General features: G+C 67.1%; 21 protein-coding genes. 16 read left to right on the top strand and 5 right to left on the bottom strand.

From position 1 onward, the window contains the following. The first annotated feature begins 68 nt into the window (after positions 1-68). Both ABIC50_RS02985 and ABIC50_RS02990 read left to right on the top strand, forming a co-directional pair. On the top strand, positions 69-866 hold the full coding sequence (locus ABIC50_RS02985; protein ID WP_354161471.1) for a hypothetical protein: 798 nt from the start codon (positions 69-71) through the stop codon (positions 864-866). A gap of 37 nt (positions 867-903) precedes the next feature. Further along, on the top strand, positions 904-1,374 hold the full coding sequence (locus ABIC50_RS02990) for a DUF2214 family protein (protein WP_354161474.1): 471 nt from the start codon (positions 904-906) through the stop codon (positions 1,372-1,374). Positions 1,375-1,634: 260 nt separating this feature from the next. On the opposite strand, the gene gudD is transcribed toward ABIC50_RS02990, so the two are convergent. After that, a complete protein-coding gene (gene gudD, locus ABIC50_RS02995; RefSeq protein ID WP_269016710.1) occupies positions 1,635-2,987 on the bottom strand; it encodes a glucarate dehydratase in 1,353 nt (450 codons plus the stop codon). Between the two features lie 361 nt (positions 2,988-3,348). Here gudD and ABIC50_RS03000 point away from each other — a divergent pair, with 361 nt between their 5' ends. Then, entirely contained in the window at positions 3,349-4,110 is a 762-nt protein-coding gene (locus ABIC50_RS03000; RefSeq protein WP_006751845.1) for a FadR/GntR family transcriptional regulator, read from the top strand. 217 nt (positions 4,111-4,327) lie between these two features. Here the strand turns inward: ABIC50_RS03000 and ABIC50_RS03005 are convergent, their stop codons facing one another. The 3 genes from ABIC50_RS03005 to pdxY form a co-directional block, all read right to left on the bottom strand. Then, a complete protein-coding gene (locus tag ABIC50_RS03005; protein ID WP_006755533.1) occupies positions 4,328-5,476 on the bottom strand; it encodes a branched-chain amino acid ABC transporter substrate-binding protein in 1,149 nt (382 codons plus the stop codon). A 349-nt stretch (positions 5,477-5,825) separates the two neighbouring features. Then, positions 5,826-7,970, bottom strand: coding sequence for a phosphocholine-specific phospholipase C (locus ABIC50_RS03010; RefSeq protein WP_175734972.1), 2,145 nt, complete (start codon positions 7,968-7,970; stop codon positions 5,826-5,828). 304 nt (positions 7,971-8,274) lie between these two features. Then, positions 8,275-9,135 (bottom strand): pyridoxal kinase PdxY, encoded by an 861-nt coding sequence (gene pdxY, locus ABIC50_RS03015; protein ID WP_006755531.1) that lies wholly within the window; start codon positions 9,133-9,135, stop codon positions 8,275-8,277. Positions 9,136-9,309: 174 nt separating this feature from the next. On the opposite strand from pdxY, the gene ABIC50_RS03020 reads away from it, so the two are divergent. Further along, a complete protein-coding gene (locus tag ABIC50_RS03020; RefSeq protein ID WP_175737356.1) occupies positions 9,310-10,368 on the top strand; it encodes an alpha/beta fold hydrolase in 1,059 nt (352 codons plus the stop codon). 32 nt (positions 10,369-10,400) lie between these two features. On the opposite strand, the gene ABIC50_RS03025 is transcribed toward ABIC50_RS03020, so the two are convergent. Continuing rightward, entirely contained in the window at positions 10,401-11,399 is a 999-nt protein-coding gene (locus tag ABIC50_RS03025; protein ID WP_011656385.1) for an LLM class flavin-dependent oxidoreductase, read from the bottom strand. Positions 11,400-12,046: 647 nt separating this feature from the next. Here ABIC50_RS03025 and hpnI point away from each other — a divergent pair. The 12 genes from hpnI to astA all read left to right on the top strand — a co-directional run bounded on the left by hpnI (position 12,047) and on the right by astA (position 25,268). Further along, positions 12,047-13,222: a bacteriohopanetetrol glucosamine biosynthesis glycosyltransferase HpnI gene (gene hpnI / locus ABIC50_RS03030; RefSeq protein WP_354161475.1), complete on the top strand. Its 1,176-nt coding sequence runs from the start codon at positions 12,047-12,049 to the stop codon at positions 13,220-13,222. 197 nt (positions 13,223-13,419) lie between these two features. Beyond that, on the top strand, positions 13,420-14,841 hold the full coding sequence (gene hpnJ, locus ABIC50_RS03035) for a hopanoid biosynthesis associated radical SAM protein HpnJ (RefSeq protein WP_354161478.1): 1,422 nt from the start codon (positions 13,420-13,422) through the stop codon (positions 14,839-14,841). Positions 14,842-14,844: 3 nt separating this feature from the next. Further along, a complete protein-coding gene (gene hpnK, locus ABIC50_RS03040) occupies positions 14,845-15,729 on the top strand; it encodes a hopanoid biosynthesis-associated protein HpnK (protein ID WP_175713947.1) in 885 nt (294 codons plus the stop codon). Beyond that, on the top strand, positions 15,726-16,766 hold the full coding sequence (locus tag ABIC50_RS03045) for a lysylphosphatidylglycerol synthase domain-containing protein (RefSeq protein ID WP_354161481.1): 1,041 nt from the start codon (positions 15,726-15,728) through the stop codon (positions 16,764-16,766). The genes hpnK and ABIC50_RS03045 overlap by 4 nt, the downstream gene beginning before the upstream one ends. Positions 16,767-16,851: 85 nt before the next feature. Next, positions 16,852-17,409 (top strand): hypothetical protein, encoded by a 558-nt coding sequence (locus tag ABIC50_RS03050; RefSeq protein ID WP_354161484.1) that lies wholly within the window; start codon positions 16,852-16,854, stop codon positions 17,407-17,409. A gap of 272 nt (positions 17,410-17,681) precedes the next feature. Beyond that, positions 17,682-18,371, top strand: coding sequence for an ABC transporter permease (locus tag ABIC50_RS03055; protein WP_006755250.1), 690 nt, complete (start codon positions 17,682-17,684; stop codon positions 18,369-18,371). Next, complete coding sequence (locus tag ABIC50_RS03060) at positions 18,368-19,081, top strand: ABC transporter permease (RefSeq protein ID WP_011656392.1); 714 nt, start codon at positions 18,368-18,370, stop codon at positions 19,079-19,081. The genes ABIC50_RS03055 and ABIC50_RS03060 overlap by 4 nt, the downstream gene beginning before the upstream one ends. Before the next feature lie 21 nt (positions 19,082-19,102). Then, entirely contained in the window at positions 19,103-19,903 is an 801-nt protein-coding gene (locus ABIC50_RS03065; protein WP_354161486.1) for an ABC transporter ATP-binding protein, read from the top strand. A gap of 22 nt (positions 19,904-19,925) precedes the next feature. Next, positions 19,926-20,966: a GlxA family transcriptional regulator gene (locus ABIC50_RS03070; RefSeq protein ID WP_011656394.1), complete on the top strand. Its 1,041-nt coding sequence runs from the start codon at positions 19,926-19,928 to the stop codon at positions 20,964-20,966. A gap of 937 nt (positions 20,967-21,903) precedes the next feature. After that, positions 21,904-23,136, top strand: a complete 1,233-nt coding sequence (locus tag ABIC50_RS03075; RefSeq protein WP_012363444.1) for an aspartate aminotransferase family protein — start codon at positions 21,904-21,906, stop codon at positions 23,134-23,136. A 30-nt stretch (positions 23,137-23,166) separates the two neighbouring features. After that, the gene (gene aruF / locus ABIC50_RS03080; protein ID WP_354161489.1) at positions 23,167-24,228 is read left to right on the top strand and encodes an arginine/ornithine succinyltransferase subunit alpha; all 1,062 of its coding nucleotides are present in this window, start codon (positions 23,167-23,169) and stop codon (positions 24,226-24,228) included. Further along, on the top strand, positions 24,225-25,268 hold the full coding sequence (astA, locus tag ABIC50_RS03085) for an arginine N-succinyltransferase (RefSeq protein ID WP_354161492.1): 1,044 nt from the start codon (positions 24,225-24,227) through the stop codon (positions 25,266-25,268). The genes aruF and astA overlap by 4 nt, the downstream gene beginning before the upstream one ends.

Consider the following 25,268-nt stretch of genomic DNA (forward strand, 5'->3'; position numbering starts at 1 on the left):
ACGGTAATGTCCCTATAATGGCCGTGCCGTGAAATCGGCCCCGCACGAACATCGAGAGGAGAGCAGTCTTGGCGAGAACGAAAACGACGCGCGCAGCGCCGGCCCCCGGCGCCGGCGTGATCTTCGCATTGCGCGCGATCGGGCTCGTGCTGTTCGCGCGCTGGCTGTTCTCGATGTCCCAGATGGGCTATCGCGCGTCGCTGTCGGCGATGGTGTCGTCGCCCTGGGCGTTCGTCTATCTCGTGCTGATCTTCCTGCTGCTCGCGCTGCCGGGCGCCGTCGCGCGCGCCGAGCGGCCGTTCCATCCGCTGCCGCAGTGGCTGCGCCAGGCGCTGCGGGTGTTCGCGCTGATCGGTTTCCTGTTTGCCGTCTGGTCGATCGGCGCGTTCGCATGGGCGGCCGGCTGGCGTTCTGCGCTGCACGCGGTGACGGCGACCAACGGCTGGCTGATCGCCGCGCCGGCGCTGTATGCGGCGATCGTGTGGATGTGCCGGCCGCGGCCGCTGTGGCGGACCAACGTCGCCGCGCGCCGTTTCGCGGTCGGCCGCTACGCGATCTCGCTCGATACGCTCACCCGTACCGCGATCGTCTGGATGGAGAGCCGCAAGGTCGGCCAGTATGACGCGCGCGAGCTCTCCGTGCGCTGGCCCGGCCAAGTTGCGCCGGCAGCGGGCGAGCAGGGTGCGCAGGCCGCCGTGCCGCCGCGTCGCGGCAGCCTGTTCCGGCGGCCGAAGGTCGAGCTGCTGTGGGATTCGCCGGCAGCCGTCGGCCATAACCGGCAGATCGTGATGCGCGCGCCGCTCGTGACCGAGGGCGACCGCGTCGCCGTGCTCGCGCTCGACGCGGCGCTCAAGCAGATCGTCTGACAAGGCCTGCGCGGCGCGCGGGCGACAAGGAGGCGCAATGATCGTCCGCTGGTTGCTGGCAGCCGTTCACCTGATGGCGTTTGGCGTCGCGTTCGCCGCGATCGCGGGGCGCAACCGCGCGCTGCGCCGGGTCATCGCGTCCGCGCAGGCCGCCGACCTCTCCGGCGTGTTCAAGGCCGATGCGGCCTGGGGATTGTCCGCGCTGGTGCTGATCGCGACGGGGCTCGCGCGCGCGTTCGGCGGCTTCGAGAAAGGCGCCGCGTATTACCTTCACGAGCCGCTCTTTCACCTCAAGATGACCGCGCTCGTGCTGATCCTGCTGCTCGAGATCGTGCCGATGCTCGGGCTGATCCGCTGGCGCGTCGCCTCGCGGCGGCAGCAGATGCCGGATCTCGGCCGCGCACGGACCTATGTGCGGATCGGTCACTGGCAGGCCGTGCTCGTGATGGTGATCGTGTTGGCCGCGTCGGGGATGGCGCGGGGGATCTGGGCAGCCGGGCAGCTTTGACGGGCTGAATAGCGCCGATTGCCGTTGCCGGGCCGGATTATTCTGGACCGACCGACCGACCGACCGACCGACCGACCGACCGACCGACCGACCGAGCGACCGACGGACCGACCGACGGGCCGTGGCCGCCCGAATTCCAATTTCGTTTCCGTTTCCGTTCGATGCCGGCAGGCTGTTCCCGCCCGGCACCCGCCGATGCGCGGGCGAACCGACGCATTTCCTTCTGGCCGGGCAGACCCGCCGCCCGGTTCGTCCCGCGCTCAGCGCACGAGGCAGGGGCGCTTGTTGTTGAACGTCCACCCCGGAATCAGATACTGCATCGCCGCCGCATCGTCGCGCGCGCCGAGCCCGTGCTGCTTGTACAGCTCGTGCGCGACCGCGACCGCATCCATGTCGATGTCGATGCCGAGGCCCGGCCGCTTCGGCACTTCAACGAGCCCGTTCTCGATCTTCAGCGGCTCGCGCGTGAGCCGTTCGCCGTCCTGCCAGATCCAGTGCGTATCGATCGCCGTGACTTGCCCGGGCGCCGCGGCCGCGACGTGCGTGAACATCGCGAGCGACACGTCGAAGTGGTTGTTCGAATGCGAACCCCACGTGAGGCCCCAGTCGCGGCACATCTGCGCGACGCGCACCGAGCCCTGCATCGTCCAGAAGTGCGGGTCGGCGAGCGGGATGTCGACGGCGTGCAGCTGCACCGCGTGGCCCATCTGGCGCCAGTCGGTCGCGATCATGTTGGTGGCCGTCGGCAGCCCGGTCGAGCGGCGGAATTCGGCCATCACCTCGCGGCCCGAGTAGCCGTTCTCCGCGCCGCACGGATCTTCCGCATACGCGAGCACGTGGTGCAGGTCGCGGCACAGCCGCACCGCCTCGTCGAGCGACCACGCGCCGTTCGGATCGAGCGTCACGCGCGCTTCGGGGAAGCGCTCGGCCAGCGCCGTCACGGCTTCGATCTCGCGCGCGCCTTCGAACACGCCGCCCTTCAGCTTGAAGTCGTTGAAACCGTAGCGCGCGTGCGCGGCTTCGGCGAGGCGCACGACCGCCTCGGGCGTCAGCGCGGCCTCGTCGCGCACGCGGGTCCAGTCGTCGGTCGCGCCGCGGCCGTCGCGATAGGGCAGCGCGGTCTTGCCGCGGTCACCGACGTAGAACAGGTAGCCGAGCATCTCGACGCGCTCGCGCTGCTGCCCTTCGCCGAGGAGTGCGGCCACAGGCACGCCGAGATGCTGGCCGAGCAGGTCGAGCAGCGCGGCTTCGAGCGCGGTGACCGCGTGGATCGTGGTGCGCAGGTCGAAGGTCTGCAGGCCGCGGCCGCTCACGTCGCGATCGGCAAAGGTGCGCCGCACGTCGTTGAGCACCGCGTGGTAGTTGCCGACCGGCTGGCCGACGACGAGCGCGCGCGCATCCTCGAGCGTGCGGCGGATGCTTTCGCCGCCCGGCACTTCGCCGACGCCGGTCCGGCCCGCGCTGTCCTTCAGGATCACGAGGTTGCGGGTGAAGAACGGACCGTGCGCGCCGCTCAGGTTGAGCAGCATGCTGTCGTGGCCGGCGACCGGAATGGCTTGCAGCTCGACGATGCGCGGCGTGTCGTGGGAAGGCGAGGCAGTGACGGCGTTCATGGCGGCGATGGCGAAAGAGTGGGCGATGCCGTGCGGCAAAATCTTTGCCGCGCGCGGCGGGAGGTGCGATCATTCGACAACCGACGTGCGCGGCGCGCAAGCCCCGCATGTCGACAGCAACCCGAACGGGCGGGAGCGACCAGCTCGATGCCGATGTCGCGCGCAAGCGCGGATGTCGGTCGATCGCGAACCACGGGACCGACTAGGCGCCGATGTGCCAGCCTCGGTCAACAGGAGATCCGTGTCGTGATCATCAGTCGTCGGATGACTTGTGACGCAGTATAATGAATCATCGGCGTTCGCTCAAACCCCGCGTAAACCCTCGGCTCACGTTACGATCATTCAAAAAGGAACCGGCCTCATGTCCGTGCCAACGCTTCCCGCTGCGCCGCGCCGTCGCGCACGCAGCCTCGCACAAGATGTCGTCGACGCGCTGACCGCGCAGATCGAAAACGGCACGCTGCGTCCCGGTGACAAGCTGCCGACCGAAACCGAAGTCATGGCGGCGCAGGGCGTCAGCCGCACGGTCGTGCGCGAAGCGATCTCGCGGATGCAGGCGAGCCACCTCATCGAGACGCGCCACGGCATCGGCAGCTTCGTGCTGGAACCGTCGCGCCGCCAGGCGCTCGGCATCGATCCCGCGACCATCATGACGCTGCGCGACGTGCTCGCGGTGCTCGAGCTGCGCATCAGCCTTGAAAGCGAATGCGCGAGCCTCGCCGCGCAGCGCGCGAACGACACCGACCTCGCCGCGCTGCGGCGTGCGCTCGACGCGATCGCGTCGGGGGCGGGCGGCGGGCGCGACACCGCGCAGCTCGACTTCAACTTCCACCTGCAGATCGCGCAGTCCACCGGCAACCGCTACTTCGTCGACATCATGACGCAGCTCGGCGCGTCGATCATCCCGCGCACGCGTGTGAACTCGGCGCGCTTCGCCGGCGACGACCTCGAGCGCTATGTCGGCCGGCTCAATCACGAGCACGAGGACATCTACGAGGCGATCGCGCGTCACGATCCGGAAGCCGCGCGCGCTGCCATGCGCACGCACCTGACCAACAGTCGGGAGCGACTGCGCCGCGCGCACGAGGCGGCCGAGGCGGAACGCGACACGCAGGCCAGTTGACGCGAGGGCGGCTGCACGGCCTGTGCGTCGCGACAGGCGGTGGCGGCTCGCCTTAATATCAGACATCGTATGAGATCGGCGTCGTTGCGCCGATCGTTTCGCGGCCGCAGCACCTTCGACTGCTCCCGCATCGTGTGAAGGGCGGATCGGGCGGCGTTCCCGCCACCGCCCGTCACGCCCGGGCGGCCTGGCTACCCAGGCCCCCCATCCGGTCCGATCAACCCCCCTTCGTCACGATCGTCTTCCACGCGCCGTTCTTCACCTGGTACAGCGTCGACATCCCGCTCTTCAGCGAGCCGTCGTTCGCGAACGAGATCCTGCCGGTGATGCCTTCGAAGTCGATCTTCTTCAGCGCCGGACGGTAGACCTTCGGATCGGTCGAGTTGGCTGCCTGCATCGCCTTGATCGCGGCCCAGGTCGCGTCGTAGCCGAACTGCGCGTACGACAGCACGTCGACGCCGAAGCGCTTCTTGAACCGCTGCTCGAAATCCTTGCCCTGCGGCAGCTCGTCGAGCGGACGCCCGTATTCCCACGCCATCGCGCCTTCCGCGGCCGGGCCGGCGATCTTGATGAACTCGTTGTCCTTCACGCCGCCGCCGCCGACGAACTTCGCGTTCAGCCCGAGCTGGCGCATCTGCTTGACGAAGTTCGCGGCGAGCGAATCGAGGCCGCCGAAGAAGATCAGGTCGGGGTTCTTGCCCTTCAGGCTCGTGATCTGCGCGCGGAAATCGACCGCCTGGTTGCTGGTGAACTCGCGGCCGATGATGTTGCCGCCGGCCGCCTTCACGGCCTTCTCGAACTCGTCCGCCTCGCCCTGGCCGAACGCGGTGCGGTCGTCGATGATCGCGATGCGCTTCGCCTTGGTCACGTCGACCGCGTACTTGCCCGCGTTGCCGGCGTTCTGGCCGTCGGTCGCGATCACCATGAACATGTTCGCGAGCCCGCGCGACGTCAGGGTCGGGTTGGTCGCGGCCGGATCGATCACCGGGATGCCGGCCTTGTCGTAGACGACCGACGCCGGAATCGTCGTCCCGGAGTTGAAGTGGCCGACCACCACCGACACGTTCTGGTCGATCAGCGCCTGCGCGGCCTGCACGCCGATGCGCGGGTCGGCCTGGTCGTCCTGCACGATCAGGTTGAAGTGCGCGGGCTTGCCGGCGATCTGTATCTTCTGCGCGGCGGCATCGTCGAGCGCGAGCTGCACGCCGTTCTGAAGATCCTTGCCGTAGCCGGCGTTCACGCCGGTGAGCGGCGCGGCGAAGCCGACCTTCACGTCGGTCGCGTCGGCGGCCCGGGCGGCTTGTTGCGAGAGGAGGGCAAAGGCGGAGATGACCGACACCGACAGCAGGGAATGACGGAATTTCATGTTCGTTCCTCTTGTTCTACACCAGCGGGTGGATACCGCACGCAGCCGGCGGGCCGGACGCGTGCGACGGGTGGGCGGTTCGACCGCTTCTCGGAATCGGGCGGGGAGGTCGGCATGTTGATGATTCCCGGAAGAATCTCCCGTCAGGCTCGGCGAGGAGCCCCGATCGTCTCGATATATAGGTCGCCGATATGCACGGGTCTTGGCAATTTGCCGCGCATTCGATGCGGATTTGCGCATAGCTTCCGCGCGTGCGCGGGCGGCCGGTATCGGGAGTTTCCCGTCACGAGCGGACGGGAGGCAGGATGGGCGGCGCGGCCCCGGCGGGGCCGCGCCGCGTTCGACGTCGTCAGTCGGACAGGGCGTCCGATGCGGCTTCGGCGTCGTCGTGCGACGCGTTCGTGCGGATGGCCGGGTCGCTCGTGCTCGGGCGGCCGGTCTCGACGTGGCCCGCGAAGCGGCGCAGGAAGCCGAGCGGACGGCCGTCGCTGACGGTCAGGTCGTACCAGCCGTGACTGCCGCGCAGATCCCAGTAGTCGTCGACGTGCGCGCCCGGCGCGAGGTCGAACGTGCGCGCGCGGCCGTGGCCGTACGCGTTCGTCACCTTGAGCTGCACGGCCTTGTGGCCGCGGTTCATCAGGCGCAGCGTGATGTTGCCGTTCGCGACGTCGTAGCCGTAGATCACCTCGGGGTTCACGCTCGCGCTGCCGACGCCGGTCGCGAACGGGCCGCGGAAATGGCAGTAGAAGCCGTTCGGGCCGTACACGTCGAGGTCGTACAGGCCGAGCGACGGCGCGGCGCTCCACGTATCGGCGACCCGCTTGCCGGCTTCGACCGTGTACGCCCACGGGCCGTCGAGTCGGTTGCGCGACTGCACCTGGAATGCCGCGCCCGCGCGGCCGGTGTTCGCGAAGGTCAGCCGGAACAGGCCGTTCACGGCTTCGACGCGGCCGTGCACGAACAGCTCGTACGGCAGCGCGCGCGCCGGACGCAGCCCGGCCTCCTGTTTCGGCAGCTTCTGCAGCACCGGCGGCACCGGGATGTAGTCGGGGTGGCGCACGCGATCGGGCGGCGCATAGCCGCTCGTGTCGGGCAGCGTCGGCCACGCGGTGTCGGCGGTCGCGAATTCGAACGCCGACGTCAGGTCGCCGCACACCGCACGGCGCCACGGCGACACGTTGGCGGCCGTCACCGGATACTGCGCGCCGAAACGCGCTTCGATGAATTGCAGCAGCGACGTGTGATCGAAGGTCTGCGAGCAGACCCAGCCACCCTTGGTCCACGGCGACACGACCAGCATCGGCACGCGCGGCCCGAGCCCGTACGGGCCGGCCATGTGCGACGCGTCGCCGGCGAACACCTCGTTGGTCGTTGCGACCGTCGACAGCCCGTTGTCGCGCGACTGCGGCGCGAACGGCGGCGGCACGTGGTCGAAGAAGCCGTCGTTCTCGTCGTAGGTGATGAAGAGGGCGGTCTTGCTCCACACGTCCGGATTCGACACGAGCACCTTCAGCACCTGCTCGATGTACCACGCGCCGTAGTTGGCCGGCCAGTTCGGGTGTTCCGAGTACGCTTCCGGCGCGCAGATCCACGACACCTGCGGCAGCGTGCCGTTCTTCACGTCCTGCTGCAGCACGTCGAACAGCGTGCCGCCGGCGCTGATGTTGGTGCCGGTGCGCGCCTTGTCGTACAGCGGCGTGCCGGGCAGCGCGCTGCGGTACTGGTTGAAATAGAGCAGTGAATTGTCGCCGTAGTTGCCGATGTACGGGTTCTGCGTCCAGCCCCACGAGCCCTTCGCGTCGAGCCCGATGCCGACGTCCTGGTAGATCTTCCACGACACGCCGGCCTGCTCGAGCACTTCCGGATAGGTCGTCCAGCCGTAGCCCGTTTCCTCATTGCCGAGCACCGGGCCGCCGCCCGTGCCGTCGTTGCCGACGTAGCCGGTCCACATGTAGTAGCGGTTCGGGTCGGTCGAACTCGGGATCGCGCAGTGGTACGCGTCGCAGATCGTGAATGCGTCGGCGAGCTGATAGTGGAACGGGATGTCGTCGCGCTTCAGGTACGCCATCGTCGTGGTGCCCTTGTTCGGCACCCACTGGTCGTAGCGGCCCTTGTTCCACGCGGCGTGCATGTCCTGCCAGCCGTGCGGCAAGTCCTGCAGGAACTGCAGGCCGAGCTTGTCCGCGCCCGGATGAAACGGCAGCAGCTCGGCCGGGCCGACCGGCTGATGGAACACCGACTTGCCGTTCGCGAGGCGCAGCGGGCGAGGGTCGCCGAAGCCGCGCACGCCGCGCATCGTGCCGAAGTAGTGGTCGAACGAACGGTTCTCCTGCATCAGGATCACGATGTGTTCGATATCGCGGATGGTGCCGGTACGGCGGTTCGCCGGAATCGCAAGCGCATCGCGGATCACGGGCGGGAACAGGTTCAGCGCGGCGGCGCCGGCAGTGCCGGCGGCGACGCGCAGGAAGTCACGACGGTTCGATCGGGTCATGGTCGTTATCGTGGGTCAAGGAAGGGAGCCGATTGGCGGGACATGCGGGAAAAATTCGGCGCGTCCGGGCGCAGGATGCGGCTGCGCCGGTCGTGCCGTCGCGAGCATAGCGGGGAATCGGTGTCATTCATGTGAAGTCCGGAAACGTTTGCACGCACGGACCGGACAGAACCCGAACGGCATGGCGCCGGCGAGCGAACTGCGGGGGAGAGGCGAGGGCGGCAGCGCGCGCGGCACGCCGGAGAAGCAGGGGATACCGGGGGATTCGACGAGATGCGGAGGATTCGCGGCCGGTGCGGGCGCATCACGCGTCGGTCACCCACGCGCCGAACCACTCGCTCGGGCGCGCGATTTCGTCCTGGGCGGCGACGAGTTCGAGCTCGTAGCGGCGCGCGTCGTAGGTCGCCTTCACGACCGCGTGCACGGCCGCAAGCGTGTGCTCGAACGCGGCGCGCACCGAGTCGCCGCGCAGCCGGCGCGCGACGAAAATCGCGCTGGTGAGATCGCCGACGCCGACCGGATGGCGCGGAAACGCATACAGCGGGCGCTGGCCGATCCACGCTTCGGTCTCGGTGACGGCGAGCATGTTGAAACGGTCGGCCGGGCTGTTGCGGTCGTGCAGGTGCTTGACGAGGACGATCTTCGGGCCGCGGCGGATCAGCGCGCGGCACGCGTCGACGGCTTCGGCGACGGTCTCGATGCGCCGCCCGGCGAGCTTCTGCAGCTCGGTGTGGTTCGGCGACATGCCGTCGGCGAGCGCCGGCATCTCCTGGACGATGAATTCCTCGACGCCGGGTTCGGGCCGCACGCCACCCGTCTGACCCATCGCCGGATCGCAGAAGTACCACGCGTTCGGGTTCATCGCCTTCACCGTGCGCACGATCTCGACCGTCGCGCGCGCCTGCGGCGGCGAGCCGACGAAGCCGGACAGCACCGCGTCGCAGCGCTTGAGCGCGCCGATCGCGGCGACGCCGTCGACGAGCTGCTCCATCTTCGCCGCGTCGATCGCGCTGCCGGCCCAGTGGCCGTACTGCATGTGATTCGACAGCTGGACGGTGTTGAGCGGCCAGACGTTGACGCCGAGGCGCTGCATCGGAAACACGGCCGCGCTGTTGCCGGCGTGTCCGTAGATCACGTGCGACTGAATGCTGAGGACGTTTTTCATGAGTGTTCGCCTGCAGGCGTTTCAGGGTCACGACACACGATACCCGAGTTCGTCGCGCGCGCGGAAGTCGCACGGCCATCGAGTGTTGCGCGCCGTCGTCAGCCCGACCGCGTAGAATCGCGGGGCGCGAAGCCGCCCGGTTGCGCGCGTGTATTTCCCCTTACCGTGATCGCCATGCTCTCGATTTGCAAGATGTTGTCCCTCGCGCGCGCCGCCGTGCTCGGCGCCGGCGTCGCCGCGGCATGCGCGACCTCCGCCGTGGCCGCCGCGCCGGCGCCGGCCGGCAACGACGGACCCGCGTACGGCCCCCGCCTGGAAGGTTTCGACTATCCGGAGCCGGTGCATCGCTACGCGTTCGTGTCGCAGCGCGAAACCCTCGAGATGATGTACATGGACGTGCAGCCGACGCACCCGAACGGCCGCACGGTCGTGCTGCTGCATGGGAAGAACTTCTGCGCGGCGACCTGGGAGGACACGATCGGGGTGCTGAGCCGCGCCGGCTATCGCGTGATCGCGCCGGACCAGATCGGCTTCTGCAAGTCGTCGAAGCCCGAACGCTATCAGTACAGCTTCCAGCAGCTCGCGCGCAACACGCATGCGCTGCTCGAGTCGATCGGCGTGAAATCGGCGACGCTCGTCGGCCATTCGACGGGCGGGATGCTCGCGATGCGCTATGCGCTGATGTATCCGAAGGCGACCGATCAGCTCGTGCTGGTGAACCCGATCGGCCTCGAGGACTGGAAGGCGCTCGGCGTGCCGCCGCTGCCGGTCGACTACTGGTATGCGCGCGAACAGAAGACGAACGCCGACGGCATCCGCCGCTACGAACAGGCGACCTACTACGCGGGCAAGTGGTCGCCCGCCTACGAGCGCTGGGTGCAGATGCTCGCCGGTATGTATCGCGGCCCCGGCCGCGACGCGGTCGCGTGGAACTCGGCGCTGATCTACGACATGATCCTCACCCAGCCGGTGGTCTACGAACTCGGCGCGATCCGCGTGCCGACGCTGCTGCTGATCGGCGACAAGGACACGACCGCGATCGGCAAGGAGGTGGCGCCGCCCGACGTGCACGCGAAGCTCGGCCATTACCCGGAACTCGCGAAGCGTACGCAGGCGGCGATCCCCGGCGCGCAGCTCGTCGAATTCCCGGCGCTCGGCCACGCGCCGCAGATCCAGGATCCGGACGCGTTCCACAAGGCGCTGCTCGACGGGCTGGACGCGGTGCACCCGTAGTGACGTGACGGCGGGCGCGCGTGCCCGTCCGGTCAGCGGGTTTCGTTCGCCAGTTCGTCGCGGATCTGCGCGGCCAGCTCGAACGAGCGCACCCGCGCGGCGTGATCGTAGATCTGCGCGGTGATGATCACCTCGTCCGCACCCGTCTGTGCAATCCGGTCGCGGAGCTTGTCGCGCACCGTGTCGCGCGAGCCGACGGCCGCGAACGACAGCGCGTGCGCGACGTTCGCGAGTTCGAATTCACTCGCCTCGAGCGCGTCGACGGGCGGCGGCAGCTTGCCCGGCGTGCCGCGGCGCAGGTTGATGAACTGCTGCTGCAGCGACGTGAAGAGGCGCCGCGCCTCGTCGTCGGTATCGGCCGCGAACACGTTGATGCCGACCATCGCATGCGGCTTCGGCCACGCGGCCGACGGCCGGTACTGCGCACGATAGAGTTCGAGCGCACGCATCAGGTAGTCCGGTGCGAAGTGCGACGCGAACGCGAACGGCAGCCCGAGCATCGCCGCGAGCTGCGCGCTGAACAGACTCGAACCCAGCAGCCACACGGGCACGTCCAGCCCCGCACCGGGCACCGCGCGCACGCGCTGGCCGGGCACCGGTTCCGCGAAGTAGCGCTGCAGCTCCGCGACGTCGTCCGGAAACGAGTCGGCGCTGCCGATCAGGTCGCGGCGCAGCGCGCGCGACGTGGTCTGGTCGGTGCCGGGCGCACGGCCGAGCCCGAGATCGATGCGCCCCGGATACAGCGACGCGAGCGTGCCGAATTGTTCGGCGATCACGAGCGGCGCATGGTTCGGCAGCATGATCCCGCCCGAGCCGACGCGGATCGTCTTCGTCGCGCCCGCGACATGACCGATCACGACGGCCGTCGCCGCGCTCGCGATGCCGGGCATGTTGTGATGTTCGGCGAGCCAGTAGCGGCGGTAACCGAGGCGCTCCGCGTGCTGCGCGAGATCGACGGTATTGCGGAAAGCCTGCGCGGCGTCCGCGCCGGCGGGAATGGGGGCGAGATCGAGTACGGAAAACGGAATCATCGGTGGCCTTCTAAAGGGAGGGGCGCGGTGATGCGCGTGCGCAACAGATGTCGACGATTTTGCCAAAGGGTTCCGGAACGCGCTGGCGACGCACGGATACCCATGCGCCTTTCAGGGGTGCAAGGTTGCATAGGATGGGAGGTCGCGATCGTTGCAGAAATCAATTCAATCCCCAAATAATGACCAAACTTTACGGGGATTGGACATGTCTTCGCATCGACATACAAAATTCCACGAAACGTCTGTTTTTCAAGACTGCAATACGCCTGCAAAGTGCTTACGCTAGCGTGAACGTAGTGGCACCCGAATGGTTTGCCGATCGCACAGCTTTGCCGAAATCGCACAAGTCCGTTTCGCGCGCCGTCACGCGCGGGCCGACTTGCGCTGCTAAAATCCGGCGCCTGTTCATGTTGTGACGATGTTCGCCATTCGAATCTTCCCGCATCCCGTCTGGGCATCGCGCGGAAATGTGCCACGCGAAGCCGGTGCCGGTCGCATTCGGGGAATGGGCCGAGCCTCGCCATTACAGACGCTGCTGGAACAAGGAGTCGGGTCGTGCCCGCGTTCGTTGCTGTCGGAATACCCAATCGCGTTCAACCAGGTTCAATCGATCGGCAGGGCGCCCGCGTCGCCGGGGAGGCGCGCGCATGACGCCGATCGTCACGCTGCTCGACGGGCTCCTGCTCGCATTCACGCTGGCTGCGTCCGGCTACGCGCTCGCCGCGGCCTTCGCGCCGCGCCCGCGCACGCCGCGCACCGCGGCGCGCGACGGCTTCGCGCCCGTCAGCGTGCTCAAGCCGCTGTGCGGCGCCGAGCCGCACCTGTACGAGAATCTCGCGACGTTCTGCGAGCAGCGCCACCCGCGCCATGAAGTGCTGTTTGGCGTCGCGTCGGCGGCCGATCCGGCCGTCGCCGTCGTCGAGCGCTTGCGCGCCGACTATCCGGAGTGCGACATCACGCTCGTGATCGACGCGCGCGTGCACGGCAAGAACCTGAAGGTCAGCAACCTGATCAATCTGGCCGAACGCGCGAAGTACGGCCGCATCGTGATCGCGGACAGCGACATCGCGGTGAAGCCGGACTATCTGGAACGCGTGACCGCGCCGCTCGCCGACGCGTCGGTCGGCGTCGTCACGTGTCTGTATCATGCGCGCAGCGTCGGCGGGTTCTGGACGCGGATCGGCGCGCAGTTCGTCGATGCGTGGTTCGCGCCGTCGGTGCGGATCGCGCACCTCGGCCGCTCGAGCCACTTCGGCTTCGGCGCGACGCTCGCGCTCACGCGCGACACGCTCGACCGGATCGGCGGCTTGATCGCGCTGAAGGACGAGCTGGCCGACGATTTCTGGCTCGCCGAACTGCCGCGCCGCCTCGGGCGACGCACCGTGCTGTCCGAGGTCGAGGTCGCGACCGATGTGATCGAACCATCGTTCGGGCCGCTCTGGCACCGCGAGACGCGCTGGCTGCGCACGATCCGTTCGCTGAACCCGGCCGGCTTCACGTTCCTGTTCATCACGTTTACCGCGCCGTGGCTCGCGATCGGCGCGGCGCTCGCGCTGCGTCTGGACGGCACCTTCGCCGGCACGCTGGCGGGTGGCGCGGCCATCGTGGGCACGTTCGGGCGGCTGGTGCTGCACGCGCGCGGCGAGGACGGCTGGCGCGCGTTCTGGCGCGATCTGCCGCTCGTCGCCGTGCGCGACACGCTGCTCACGCTCGAATGGCTCGCGGCCGCGTTCGGCACGCACGTCGTGTGGCGCGGCGCGCGGATGACGGTCGTCGGCGGCGAGCGGGCGACGGCGGCGGTGGAAGGCGGGGACGGCCGTTAACGCACGTTAACGCACGTTGCCCGCGGGAGCGGCCATGAGCGCGTTCCCGATCGAATTCGGCCTGAGGGCCGAGAACGCGCCGCGCGGCCACGCCGCGCGACGCGACATGACAGAGTGGCGGGCGCCGGCAGGGCGGCCCGCGGGTTATTGACTGAATCGTTGAAACGAATCGAACTATGCAGGCTACCGGAGCAATCATGAAAACGCTGTTCTTGCAGGCCCCTTCGTATGACGGCTTCGACGGCGGAGCCGGCTCGCGCTATCAGGCGAAGCGCGAAATCCGTTCCTTCTGGTACCCGACGTGGCTCGCGCAGCCGGCCGCGCTCGTGCCGGGCAGCCGCGTCGTCGACGCACCGGCCGACGGCCTGTCGGTCGAGGAAACGCTGAAGATCGCCAACGACTACGACCTCGTGATCATCCACACGAGCACGCCGTCGTTCCCGACCGACGCGATGTTCGCGCAGGACCTGAAGAAGATGAAGCCGTCGATGCTGGTCGGCATGGTCGGCGCGAAGGTGATGGTCGATCCGCACAACTCGCTCACGGCGAGCGACGCCATCGACTTCGTGTGCCGCGAGGAATTCGACTTCACCTGCAAGGAAATCGCCGAAGGCAAGCCGTTCCCAGAGGTCAAGGGCTTGAGCTGGCGCGCGAAGGACGGCTCGATCGAGCACAACGAAGCGCGTCCGATTCTCGAGAACATGGACGAACTGCCGTTCGTCGCGCCCGTCTACAAGCGCGACCTGAAGATCGACAACTACTTCATCGGCTACCTCAACTATCCGTACGTATCGATCTACACGGGCCGCGGCTGCAAGTCGCGCTGCACGTTCTGCCTGTGGCCGCAGACGGTCAGCGGCCATCGCTACCGCACGCGCTCGGTCGAGAACGTGCTCGCGGAAGCCAAGTGGATCCGCGACAACATGCCGGAAGTGAAGGAACTGATGTTCGACGACGACACCTTCACCGACGACCTGCCGCGCGCCGAAGCCATCGCCATCGGCCTGGGCAAGCTCGGCATGACGTGGTCGTGCAACGCGAAGGCGAACGTGCCGTACAAGACGCTGAAGGTCATGAAGGAGAACGGCCTGCGCCTGCTGCTGGTCGGCTTCGAATCCGGCGACGACCAGATCCTCGTGAACATCAAGAAGGGCGTGCGCACCGATTTCGCGCGCCGCTTCAGCGCGGACTGCAAGAAGCTCGGCATCAAGATCCACGGCACCTTCATCCTCGGCCTGCCGGGCGAGACGCAGGAAACCATCAAGAAGACGATCGAGTACGCGAAGGAAATCAATCCGCACACGATCCAGGTGTCGCTCGCCGCGCCGTATCCGGGCACGACGCTGTACAAGCAGGCCGTCGAGAACGGCTGGATGGAAGAGAACAAGACCATCAACCTGGTCAGCAAGGAAGGCGTGCAGCTCGCGGCGATCGGCTATGCGCACCTGTCGCGCGACGAGATCTATCACCAGCTCGAGCAGTTCTATCGCCAGTTCTACTTCCGTCCGTCGAAGATCTGGGAGATCGTCCGCGAGATGCTGACGAGCTGGGACATGATGAAGCGCCGTCTGCGCGAAGGCGTCGAGTTCTTCCGCTTTCTGCGCGCGCACGAGGCCTGATTCGTGACGACGCAGCGGGCGGCGCGGGCGCTGATCTTCACCGCGGACGACTTCGGGCTGCATCCGCGCGTCAACGCGGCGGTCGAGCGCGCGCATCGCGACGGCGTGCTGAACGCCGCGAGCCTGATGGTCGGTGCGCCCGCCGCGCACGATGCGATCGAACGCGCGCGGCGGCTGCCGTCGCTCGCGGTCGGCCTGCATCTCGTCCTCGCGGACGGGCCGGCCATGCTGCCCGCGCATGAGATTCCCGCACTCGTCGGCCCCGACGGGCGGTTCGGCGACGCGATGGCGAAGGACGGCTGCCGCTTCTTCTTCCTGCCGCACGTGCGTGCGCAACTGCGCCGCGAGATCCGCGCGCAGTTCGACGCGTTCGCAGCGAGCGGCCTGCCGCTCGATCACGTGAACGCGCACAAGCATTTCCACCTGCATCCGACCGTGCTGTCGCTGATCATCGAGATCGGCCGCGACTACGGGTTGCGCGCGGTGCGGCTGCCGTATGAAACGAGCGCGCCCGCGCTGCTCAAGCCGTGGATCGCGCTCGTGCGCGCCCGGCTCGATCGCGCGGGGCTCGCGCACAACGACTACGTGGTCGGAATCGCGCATACGGGCGCGATGGACGAGCGCGTGCTGCTCGACGCGCTCGCGGCGCTGCCGCCCGGTGTCGGCGAGATCTACTGTCATCCGGCCGAGGCCGGCGACGGCCCGATCACGCCGACGATGGCCGATTACCGCCCGGTCGACGAACTGGACGCGCTGCTGTCGCCGCGCGTCGCGGCCGCGCTGAAGGCGGCCGGCGTCGCGACCGGCGGGTTTGCGGACGTGTTCGGCCAGCCCGCGATGCGCCGCGGCACGCGTGCGTCGCGCGAAGCGGGGGCGCGGCCGTCATGACCCGGTGGATCAAATGGCTCGGCTGGCCGATCGGCATCGGGATCCTGCTCGCGCTGGGGGTGCACGAAGGCATCGGCGACGTGTCGCGGATGCTCGAGCGCGCCGGCTTCACGCTGCTGTGGCTCGTGCCGTTCCACGCGCTGCCGCTGCTGCTCGACGCGTATGCGTGGCATCAGCTGCTCGACCGGCGCGCGTCGCTGCCGTTTTTGTGGTGGATCGCGACCGTGCGCGAAGCCGTGAACCGGCTGCTGCCCGTGGTCGGGATCGGCGGCGAGCTCGTCGGGATCCGGATCGCGCGCTGGCAGGTGCCCGACGCGAGCCGCGTGACCGCGTCGGTGATCGTCGAGGTGCTGGTGACGATCGTCGTCCAGTATGCGTTCGCGGCGCTCGGCCTCGTGCTGCTGCTCGCGACTACGCACGACATGGGCGGCGGCACGATCGGCCTGGCGCTGCTGCTGACGTTGCCGCTGCCGGTGCTCGGCGTCGTGCTGATGCGGCGCGGCGGCGTCTTCCACGCGATCGAGCGGTTCGCGGGGCGTCTGCTCGGCGATTCGCACCGGTTGCTGCAGGGCGTCGACGGCCGCCGGCTCGATGCCGACATCGACGCGCTGATGTCGCGCACGGCGCTGCTGTTCAGTGCGTTCTTCTGGCAGCTGGCCGGCTACGTGCTCGGCGCGCTCGAAATTTACTGGGCGCTCGCGCTGCTCGGGCATCCGGTCTCGATCGGCGGCGCGATCGCGATCGAGGCGATGACGCAGGCCGTGCGGCATGCGGCGTTCATGGTGCCGGGCGGCCTCGGCGTGCAGGAGGCGACCGTCGTGCTGCTCGCGCAGATGTTCGGCGTCGATCGCGAGACGGCGCTGTCGCTCGCGCTGGTCAAGCGCGGCCGCGAGGTGCTGTTCGGCTGCGTGGCGCTCGGTTCGTGGCAGCTTGCCGAGCTCGTGCGCACGCGCCGCCGCATCCGTGCGGTGCCGGCCGGGTCGGATGATGCACCGCCCGCGCGCCGCGAGGCCGCGCACACCGAAACGACGCGCTGAACACGGGACGGGCCGCGCCCGTCTCGCGCTTTTGGCGTTGCGCGGGTATCCTTGGCGCGTGTTTTCTCGACGCGCAATTCCTCAGATGATTTTTCGTTTCCGGCTGCTCCCCGTCACGATGCTGGCCGCCGCGCTGGCGCTTGCCGGCTGCGACGACAAGCAAGGCAATCTCGACGTGCAACGCATCAGGGACTTTTTCACTGCGATCAAGCCGGCGCCGCTGCTGCTCAAGGGGTTGAAGGTTGGCGTATCGACCGAAGCCGACGTGCGCGGCACGATGGGCAAGCCCGACACCGAGCGCACCTTCACCGACGGCTCGAAGCGTCTCGAATATCCGCGTGGCCCGATGGGCAATCAGACCTGGTTCGTCGATCTCGACGCGAGCGGGCACTACGCGGGCGCCATACAGGTGCTGACCGCCGAGAACTTCGCGAAGGTGCGCCCCGGGATGGATGAGGACGAGGTGCGGCGCCTGCTCGGCAAGCCGGGCGACATCGCGCAGTACCCGCTGAAGCCCGAGACGGTGTGGAGCTGGCGCTGGCTCGAGGATGGCGTGAACACCGACGCGTTCTTCAACGTCCATTTCGGCCCGGACGGGCTCGTCTACACGACGTCGCGCTCCGACATCCTGAAGGGGCACTGAACCCGCCTTCCGGCGCCGGCGCTATATCGAAAAAGCGACCGGAAAATTGCAAAAAGCCCGCTTCCCTGCGTGTCATCCGACTGTCAGGAAGCGGGTTTTTCCCTTTTGAAACAGGGGCGTAGGCCGGGCCTGCAAATGATCGAGCGAATTGTTGCGCTGCAACAGTCGCGCGCACGGTGATTTGAGGCAATCATTTTCGCTTGCGACTATCCGCGTCAGCCCGGCGCGACAGAGGTTTGCGTGCCGGTGTTCATTCAACACTGGAGACGCGCGTGTTCCTTTACGGCTTTGGTCCCGTCCTCTGGGCCGGCACCGTGCAGACCATCGAGCTGTCGGTGCTGTCGCTCGCTGCCGCGGTGGCGCTGGGACTGATCGGCGCGGTGGCGAAGCTGTCGCACAACCGGGTGCTGCGAGCGATCGCGACCGGTTATACGACGCTGATCCGCTCGGTGCCCGATCTCGTCCTGATGCTGCTGTTGTTCTACAGCATTCAGATCTGGCTGAACCAGTTCACCGACCTCGTCGGCTGGGAGCAGATCGACATCGATCCGTTCGTCGCCGGCGTGCTGACGCTCGGCTTCATCTACGGTGCGTACTTCACCGAGACGTTTCGCGGCGCGTTCCTGTCGGTGCCGCGCGGCCAGCTCGAGGCCGGCGCGGCGTACGGGATGAGCGGGATGCGCGTGTTCGTGCGGATCATGTTTCCGCAGATGATGCGCTTCGCGCTGCCGGGCATCGGCAACAACTGGCAGGTGCTCGTGAAGGCGACCGCGCTGGTGTCGATCATTGGCCTCGCGGACGTCGTGAAGGCCGCGCAGGACGCCGGCAAGAGCACGTTCAACATGTTCTTCTTCATCCTCATCGCGGCGCTGATCTACCTCGCGATCACGACCGTCTCCAACCTCGTGCTGATCCAGCTCGAGAAGCGTTATTCCATGGGCGTGCGCCACGCAGAACTATGATCGAGATCCTCCAGGAATTCGGCCGGGCGTTCCTTTACTGGGACGGCCAGCGCCTCTCCGGCCTTGCGGTGACGCTGTGGCTGCTCGTCGCGTCGATTTCGCTCGGCTTCGTGTGCGCGGTGCCGCTTGCGGTCGCGCGCGTGTCGAAGAACAAGTGGCTGTCGATGCCGGTGCGGTTCTACACGTACGTGTTCCGCGGCACGCCGCTCTACGTGCAACTGCTGTTGATGTACACGGGCATGTACAGCCTCGAGTTCGTGCGTTCGCACTCGCTGCTCGACGCGTTCTTCCGGAGCGGCTTCAACTGCGCGATTCTCGCGTTCGCGCTGAACACCTGCGCGTACACGACCGAGATCTTCGCGGGCGCGATTCGTGCGATTCCGCACGGCGAGGTCGAGGCGGCGCGTGCGTACGGGATGACGCCGTTCACGATGTACCGCCGGGTGATCCTGCCGTCGGCGCTGCGCCGCGCGCTGCCGCTGTACAGCAACGAGGTGATCCTGATGCTGCACGCGACCACCGTGGCGTTCACGGCGACCGTGCCCGACATCCTGAAAGTCGCGCGCGACGCCAATTCCGCGACCTACATGGCGTTCCAGTCGTTCGGGATCGCCGCGCTGATCTATCTTGCGGTATCGTTCGCACTCGTCGCGGCATTTCGCCGGGCGGAGCGCCACTGGCTCGCGTATCTCGCGGCCGGCCGTCATTGATTTCACTTCGAGGAGAGCCAGTTGGCCGAGATCACTCAAACGAGCGCGTCCGCTTCCACCAAGCTTGCCGCGGTCGACATTCACAAGCGCTATGGCGATAACGAGGTGCTCAAGGGCGTATCGCTGAACGCGAAGGCCGGCGACGTCATCAGCATCATCGGCGCCAGCGGGTCCGGCAAGAGCACGTTCCTGCGCTGCATCAATTTTCTCGAGCGGCCGAATGCGGGGCAGATCGTCGTCGACGGCGAGACCGTGCGCACGAAGCCCGACCGCGCCGGCGCGCTCGAGGTCGCCGATCACAAGCAGTTGCAGCGCATCCGCACGAAGCTCGCGATGGTGTTCCAGCACTTCAATCTGTGGGCGCACATGAACGTGCTCGAGAACGTGATGGAAGCGCCGGTTCACGTGCTCGGCATTTCGAAGCGGGAAGCCGAGGAGCGCGCACGCGCGTACCTGGAGAAGGTCGGGCTGGCGCCGCGTGTCGAGAAGCAGTATCCGTCACACCTGTCGGGCGGCCAGCAGCAGCGTGTCGCGATCGCGCGTGCGCTCGCGATGGATCCGGACGTGATGCTGTTCGACGAGCCGACGTCGGCGCTCGATCCGGAGCTCGTCGGGGAAGTGCTGAAGGTGATGCAGAAGCTGGCCGAGGAAGGCCGAACGATGATCGTCGTCACGCACGAGATGGGTTTTGCGCGCAACGTGTCGAACCACGTGATGTTCCTGCATCAGGGGCGGACCGAGGAAGAGGGCGATCCGAAGGAGGTGCTGGTGCGTCCGCAGAGCGAGCGTCTGAAGCAGTTCCTGTCGGGCAGCCTCAAGTAACGCGACGGGCGGGTTTTCATACGTGGTACCGGTGACTCGTCCCGCAGGCGCCACCCGCACGACGCAGGTGGCGATCGTTGCATTGCCGCCCGTGTCGATGTCGGGTGTGGGGCCGATCGTCGATGCGTTGAATCTCGCGAACGAGATCGACGGGCGCTTGCTGTATCGCTGGCAGGTGTGTTCGTGGGACGGGCGGCCCGTGCCGCTCGCCGGCGGCGCGCAGTGGCATGCCGATGCGGCGTTCAACGATGCTGTCGCGTGCGACTGGCTGATCGTCGTGTCGGAGCGGTTTCAGCAGTTTGCCGACTATCGGTTGTTTCTCGCGAGTCTCGCGCGCATTGGGCAGCGCACGCCGGTCGTCACGGGGATTCACCATGGCGTGTGGTGGCTCGCGATGGCCGGGCAGCTTTCCGGGTATCGGGTGAGCGTGAACTGGGAGACGTATCAGCAGTTCGCCGAGCAGTTCGAGCGGTCGATCGTCACGCAGCAGATCTTCGAGATCGATCGCGATCGGGCGACCTGTGCCGGTGGGCAGGCTACTGTCGATTTCATGCTGGCCATGATTGGCCGCGAACATGGGGCGGATCTCGCGGAGCGGATTGCCGATGCGCTCGGCGCCGGGACTCTGAGGAGTGGTGAGGAGCGCCAACGGATTCCTTTTGTTACCGCGCCCGGTGAGCGACATCCTCGGTTGAATGATGCTTTGCTTTTGATGGAAGCCAATATCGAGGATCCTTTGACTACCGATGAGATTGCCGGGCTGGTGGGCGTTTCACGCCGGCAACTCGAGCGGCTCTTTCGACAGTATCTCGGGGCCATGCCCTCCAAGTATTACCTCAATCTTCGACTGCTCAAGGCGCGCACTCAATTGCAGCGGACCAGTAAGTCGGTCGTGCAAGTCAGTCTCGCCTGTGGGTTCTCGTCTGCTGCGCATTTTTCTAATGCCTATCGGGAGCGGTTTGGGGTTACGCCTCGGGAAGATCGGCGGGCATGGCTCGAGAAGCAGACTGGGGGCGGGAGTGAGCCTCGCGGGGGCGCTCTTGTTGAGCGGGGGAAGGATTAAGGTTTGGGTTTTTGGTGGTGCGCCCTTGGTTTCGTGAAGCACCTGCAATCGTGTCGGTCTATTAGCGTCGCCCCTGCGCGGGGCGGCGGTTACTTTTCTTTGTCTTGCCAAAGAAAAGTAACCAAAAGAAAGGCGCTCAGACAACGCATGACTTCCCGGTGCCATAGCCAGCAGAGTGGCCCTCGCCTAAGTGTCGGCGCCAGTGAAGAACGCGGAGTGGTTCGAGCAAGCGGTCTGACACCTCTCACCACCCCGCAGAGTGGTATACCGCCCGCTAGCTCCGTCCTCGCTTCGCTCGGCCGATAGGTCCACTTCCTCCTTCTCAGCGCAATCTCGATTGGCTAACGCAATCGTCGCGCAGAGCACATGCATGCAATTAATGAAATCCCCATTGCTCTAGGGCGGGCAGGTACTGGTTTGGGGACCTGATTAGTGGGGGCGGGTGGAGTTTTGCGTAGGCGCGTGAATTGCGCTGAAGTACCTTGCAGCCGAGCGAAGCGAGGATGGAGCTAGCGGGCGGTATACCGCTCCGCGGGGTGGTGAGGGGTGTCAGAACTATTGCTCGAACCACTCCGGGTTCTTTACTGGCGCGGACACTTAGGCGAGTGCCACTCTGGTGGCCATGGCACCGGGAGGTCATGCGTTGTCTGAGCGCCTTTCTTTTGGTTACTTTTCTTTGGCAAGACAAAGAAAAGTAACCGCCGCCCCGCGCAGGGGCGACGCTAATAGACCGACACGATTGCGGGTGCTTCACGAAAACCTAAGCGCACCACCAACCACACACACACCGAACGAAGAAACCTCCACCGCAGAAGAGGCAAAATAAAGCGAGGAAGCCGCTTCCGATAGAACCCGTCGCAAATCCGCAAGACGCTTGCGTCACCCTTACCTAAACTTGATCCTGTTGAACCCTCTTACGAAACCGAAAGGAACGACCATGACGACCTCGACCGTGACCCGCCAGACATTCGACGAAGTGATGGTGCCGGTATTCTCCCCCGCGCCGTTCGTGCCGGACCGTGCAGAGGGCTCCCGCGTGTGGGACACGGCCGGCCGCGAATACGTGGATTTCGCGTGCGGCATCGCGGTGACGTCGCTGGGTCACGGCCACCCGGAACTGCTGAAAGTCCTGGACGAACAAGGCCGCAAGCTCTGGCACATCGGCAACGGCTACACGAACGAACCGGTGCTGCGCCTCGCGAAACGCCTCGAATCGCTAACCTTCGCCGACCGCGCATTCTTCGCGAACTCGGGCGCGGAAGCGAACGAAGCCGCGCTGAAGCTCGCACGCCGCGTCGCCTTCGACCGCCACGGCGCCGACAAGTACGAAATCGTGTCGTTCGTCCAGTCGTTCCACGGCCGCACGTTCTTCACGGTCAGCGTCGGCGGCCAGCCGAAATACTCGGAAGGCTTCGGCCCGGTGCCGGCCGGCATCAAGCACCTGCCGTTCAACGACATCGAAGCCGCCAAGGCCGCGATCGGCCCGCAAACCTGCGCGGTGATCGTCGAGCCGGTGCAGGGCGAAGGCGGCGTGATCCCGGCCGATCCGGCCTTCCTGAAAGCACTGCGCGAAGCGTGCGACGCACACGACGCAGTGCTGATCTTCGACGAAGTGCAAACGGGCGTCGGCCGCACGGGCCAGTTCTACGCCTACATGGACACGGGCGTCACGCCGGACATCCTCACGACCGCGAAGGCGCTCGGTAACGGCTTCCCGATCGGCGCGATGCTGACGACGAACGAACTGGCCGCGCACTTCAAGGTCGGCGTGCACGGCACGACGTACGGCGGCAACCCGCTCGCATCGGCAATCGCGGACAAGGTCGTCGAACTGATCGGCGACCCGGCACTCCTCGAAGGCGTGCGCGAACGCAGCGTGCGACTGAAGGGCGCGCTCGAGCGCATCAACGCACGCTTCGGCATCTTCAAGGACATCCGCGGCAAGGGCCTGCTGGTCGGCGCGGAACTGACCGCCGCCTTCGACGGCCGCGCGAAGGACTTCGTCACCGCCGCCGCCGAGAACGGCCTGATCATGCTGATCGCAGGCCCGAACGTGCTGCGTTTCGTGCCGTCGCTCGTGATTCCGTTCGACCTGCTCGACGAAGGCATGAAGCGCTTCGAGAAGGCAGTCGAACAGGTGCTCGCGCCCCAGGAAGCCACCGCGCGCTGATCGGCGCACCCCTCGCAGACAGGAACGACGATGCTATTTGTTCGCCCCGGCAAACTCACGGATCTGGATGCGCTCGCGCACATGGCGCGCACCGCGCAGCCGGTCCTGCACTCGCTGCCGCATGACCGCGCGGCGCTCGAAGCGCGCGTGGCGCTCTCCGAGGATTCGTTTCGCGCGGACGTCGACTTCGCCGGCGAAGAGTTCTACCTCTTCGTGCTGGAAGACTCGTCGACGGGCAAGCTGCTCGGCACGGCGAGCATCGTGGCCGCGGCCGGCTACTCGGAACCGTTCTACGCGTTCCGCAACGACGCCCTGATCCACGCGTCGCGCGAGCTGCACGTGAACCGCAAGATCCACGCGCTCACGATGTCGCACGAGCTGACCGGCAAGAGCCGGCTGGCGGGCTTCTACGTCGATCCGTCGCTGCGCGGCGACGCGGCCGCGCACCTGATCTCGCGTGCGCGGATGATGTACATCGCCGCGAACCGCCGCCGCTTCACGCCGGAAGTGTTCACGCTGCTGCTCGGCGTGAGCGACAACACGGGCGCCTCGCCGTTCTGGGAAGCAGTGGGCCGCAAGTTCTTCGGCCGCGACTTCACCGACGTCGACATCGCATCGGGCGGCCGCAGCCGCACGTTCATCGCGGAAGTGATGCCGGCCTATCCGCTCTACGTGCCGCTGCTGCCGGAAGCCGCGCAGCGCGTGCTCGGCGAGCCGAACGAAACGGCGCTGCTCGCGTACGACATCCATCTCGAGGAAGGCTTCGAGCCGGACCGCTTCGTCGACATCTTCGATGCGGGCCCGGTGCTGACCGCGCAGGTCGACCGCATCGCATGCGTGAAGCACGCGACTGAGCGCACCGTGCGCGAAGCCGCGCGGCAGCAGGGCGACGCTGCGTACATGGTGTCGACGGGCAGCGGCGAATCGTTCCGCTGCGTGCTGGCCGACCTGCCGGACGACGATGCGCACGGCGAGCTTGCGCCGCTGTCCGGCGACGTGCGCGCGGCGCTCGATGTGAAGGATGGCGATGTCGTGCGCTGCGTGCCGCTGCACCGCCGCGACGATGAAGAAACGAAGGGAGGCGCAGCATGATCGTCGTTCGGGTCGTACAAACGGGCGACGTCGACGCGCTCGTGTCGCTCGCGCAAGAAACCGGGCCGGGCCTGACCACGTTCAAGCCCGACCGCGACGCGCTCGCCGCGCGCATCGAACGCTCGCGCCGCACGCTCGAGGGCAACGCCGCGCCGGGCGAAGCCGGCTACTTCTTCGTGATGGAAGAATCGAAGACGGGCGACATCGCGGGCGTGTGCGGGATCGAGACGCAGGTCGGCCTCGAACAGCCGTTCTACAACTATCGCGTGAGCACGGTCGTGCACGCGAGCCAGGAGCTCGGCGTGTGGACGCGGATGTCCGCGCTCAACATCTCGCACGACCTGACGGGCTACGCGGAAGTGTGCTCGCTGTTCCTGAGCCCGCGCTATCGCACGGGCGGTGTCGGCGGCTTGCTGTCGCGCTCGCGCTTCATGTTCATCGCGCAGTTCCGCGACCGTTTCCCGGAACGCATCTGCGCGGAACTGCGCGGCCACTTCGACGAAGACGGCACGTCGCCGTTCTGGCGCGCGGTCGGTTCGCACTTCTACCAGATCGATTTCAATGCGGCGGACTACCTGAGCTCGCACGGCCGCAAGTCGTTCCTCGCGGAACTGATGCCGCGCTATCCGGTGTACGTCGACCTGCTGCCGCAGGACGCGCAGGACGCGGTCGGCCTCACGCACCGCGACACGCTGCCGGCGCGCAAGATGCTCGAGGCGGAAGGGCTGCGCTACCAGAACCACGTCGACATCTTCGACGCGGGGCCGGTGCTCGAATGCCACATCAACGACCTGCGCACGGTGCGCGAGAGCGTGGTCGTGCCGGTCGCGATCGGCGAGCCGGACGCCGGTGACGCGCAGGGCGACCATGCGCCGAAGTCGCTCGTGTCGAACACGTCGCTGAACGATTTCCGCGTCGGCGTCGCGCCGGGCGTGGTCGCGAACGGTGCGTTCGTGCTGTCGGCCGACGATGCCGCCGCGCTCGACGTGAAGGCCGGCGATCCGGTGCGCGTGCTGCCGCTCAAAGTCAAACAGGGATAA

The organism is Burkholderia sp. 567 (genome assembly GCF_040545115.1).
GTDB lineage: Bacteria > Pseudomonadota > Gammaproteobacteria > Burkholderiales > Burkholderiaceae > Burkholderia > Burkholderia ambifaria.

What these genes read in the sequence shown, in the direction of transcription:
- ABIC50_RS03010 (WP_175734972.1), bottom strand. Translation starts at nt 7,970, where the DNA reads ATGACCCGATCGAACCGTCGTGACTTCCTGCGCGTCGCCGCCGGCACT.
- ABIC50_RS03000 (WP_006751845.1), top strand. Translation starts at nt 3,349, where the DNA reads ATGTCCGTGCCAACGCTTCCCGCTGCGCCGCGCCGTCGCGCACGCAGC.
- hpnI (WP_354161475.1), top strand. Translation starts at nt 12,047, where the DNA reads ATGACGCCGATCGTCACGCTGCTCGACGGGCTCCTGCTCGCATTCACG.
- ABIC50_RS02990 (WP_354161474.1), top strand. Translation starts at nt 904, where the DNA reads ATGATCGTCCGCTGGTTGCTGGCAGCCGTTCACCTGATGGCGTTTGGC.
- ABIC50_RS03060 (WP_011656392.1), top strand. Translation starts at nt 18,368, where the DNA reads ATGATCGAGATCCTCCAGGAATTCGGCCGGGCGTTCCTTTACTGGGAC.
- ABIC50_RS03025 (WP_011656385.1), bottom strand. Translation starts at nt 11,399, where the DNA reads ATGATTCCGTTTTCCGTACTCGATCTCGCCCCCATTCCCGCCGGCGCG.
- ABIC50_RS03050 (WP_354161484.1), top strand. Translation starts at nt 16,852, where the DNA reads ATGATTTTTCGTTTCCGGCTGCTCCCCGTCACGATGCTGGCCGCCGCG.
- ABIC50_RS03020 (WP_175737356.1), top strand. Translation starts at nt 9,310, where the DNA reads ATGCTCTCGATTTGCAAGATGTTGTCCCTCGCGCGCGCCGCCGTGCTC.
- hpnJ (WP_354161478.1), top strand. Translation starts at nt 13,420, where the DNA reads ATGAAAACGCTGTTCTTGCAGGCCCCTTCGTATGACGGCTTCGACGGC.
- ABIC50_RS03075 (WP_012363444.1), top strand. Translation starts at nt 21,904, where the DNA reads ATGACGACCTCGACCGTGACCCGCCAGACATTCGACGAAGTGATGGTG.
- aruF (WP_354161489.1), top strand. Translation starts at nt 23,167, where the DNA reads ATGCTATTTGTTCGCCCCGGCAAACTCACGGATCTGGATGCGCTCGCG.
- pdxY (WP_006755531.1), bottom strand. Translation starts at nt 9,135, where the DNA reads ATGAAAAACGTCCTCAGCATTCAGTCGCACGTGATCTACGGACACGCC.
- ABIC50_RS03045 (WP_354161481.1), top strand. Translation starts at nt 15,726, where the DNA reads ATGACCCGGTGGATCAAATGGCTCGGCTGGCCGATCGGCATCGGGATC.
- gudD (WP_269016710.1), bottom strand. Translation starts at nt 2,987, where the DNA reads ATGAACGCCGTCACTGCCTCGCCTTCCCACGACACGCCGCGCATCGTC.
- astA (WP_354161492.1), top strand. Translation starts at nt 24,225, where the DNA reads ATGATCGTCGTTCGGGTCGTACAAACGGGCGACGTCGACGCGCTCGTG.
- ABIC50_RS03005 (WP_006755533.1), bottom strand. Translation starts at nt 5,476, where the DNA reads ATGAAATTCCGTCATTCCCTGCTGTCGGTGTCGGTCATCTCCGCCTTT.